The organism is Pseudomonas japonica (assembly GCF_900188455.1).
Lineage (GTDB): Bacteria > Pseudomonadota > Gammaproteobacteria > Pseudomonadales > Pseudomonadaceae > Aquipseudomonas > Aquipseudomonas japonica.
Window position 1 is genome coordinate 1 of sequence record NZ_FZOL01000061.1, and the last position, 1,084, is coordinate 1,084.

Here is a 1,084-nt window from a genome sequence, read left to right on the forward strand (position 1 = left end):
GTGTTGATGTTCCTTCCACGACACACCATCTCGCATCATGGCATTCAGACGTACCAGCAACACACGCATGCACGCGACTACAGCCTTCTTGGAGCATTTGCCGCGAGCTATCAGGGCGTTGTAGCGAGCCTTGAAGTCAGCGGTATGCCTGATCATTACCCAGGCAGCCATGTACAAGGCTCCACGTACCTTGTAGCGCCCACCTTCAATGTGCCTGGGGCTACTCTTGCTGCCGCTGTCATTGTTGTACGGCGCCAGTCCCACCAAGGCTGTGATCTCACGCCCCGTCAACAGGCCCAGCTCAGGCAAGTAGGCCAACAGCTTGGCAGTCGTGACCCGCCCGATACCCTTTATTGCCTGCAAGCGCTCGACCTTGTTGCGATCCAGTGCCTTCGTGGCGATATCAATGTGCTTGTTCAGTGACTTCAGTTCAGCCTCCAGAGAGGCGATGTGACTGGCGAAAAAGGCAAGCGCTATCGCCGAAGTGGCTTGTTTGGCGCGGCGCCGATCATCGTCCCGATGCTCTCTGATCTGGTCCCTGAGCTTGACCAGCTCTGCCAGTTCATCGCGCGCCTGGCTGGGTTCAACCAGCGTCTTGGTTTCGAGGTGCTGAGCAAACTTCGCCAGTATCTGGGCATCGATTCTGTCCGTCTTGGCTATTTGCCCGACGGCATCCGCGTAGGCACGTGAACGCTTGGGATTCACGCGGGTGGCGTTCAACCCAGCTACGCGCAACGCTTTGAATACGGCGTTCTCGTAGCCGCCCGTAGCCTCCAGTACGACCCGCTCAGGTTCAATCTCATTCAGGCATACCAGCATCTGAGCAATGCCTTCAGGATCATTCTTGAGCTGAAACGGCTTGGAGCGTTCAGGCCAGAAAGCCACGTCCAGGGTGGCTTTGGAAACATCGATACCAACGAAGCAGGAAATCATGGTCAGACCCTCTTACACTTCGAAAGTGAGAGCGCTCTGACCTATCCCGGGCTTGTGATTCCGAGTTGCAGGCTCATTCAACTGTTCGGGCTTCGGGTCAGAGTGAGAGGTGGATGGCGACTATGCTCCCACTCGTGCTCTAGGGCACCGC

At 56.8% G+C, this 1,084-nt stretch carries 1 protein-coding gene; it reads right to left on the bottom strand.

The window, feature by feature from the left end:
• The coding region (locus tag CHB99_RS29355) for an IS110 family transposase (RefSeq protein WP_141137360.1) at positions 1 to 933 on the bottom strand (933 nt) is incomplete at its 3' end.
• Between the last annotated feature and the right edge of the window lie 151 nt (positions 934 to 1,084).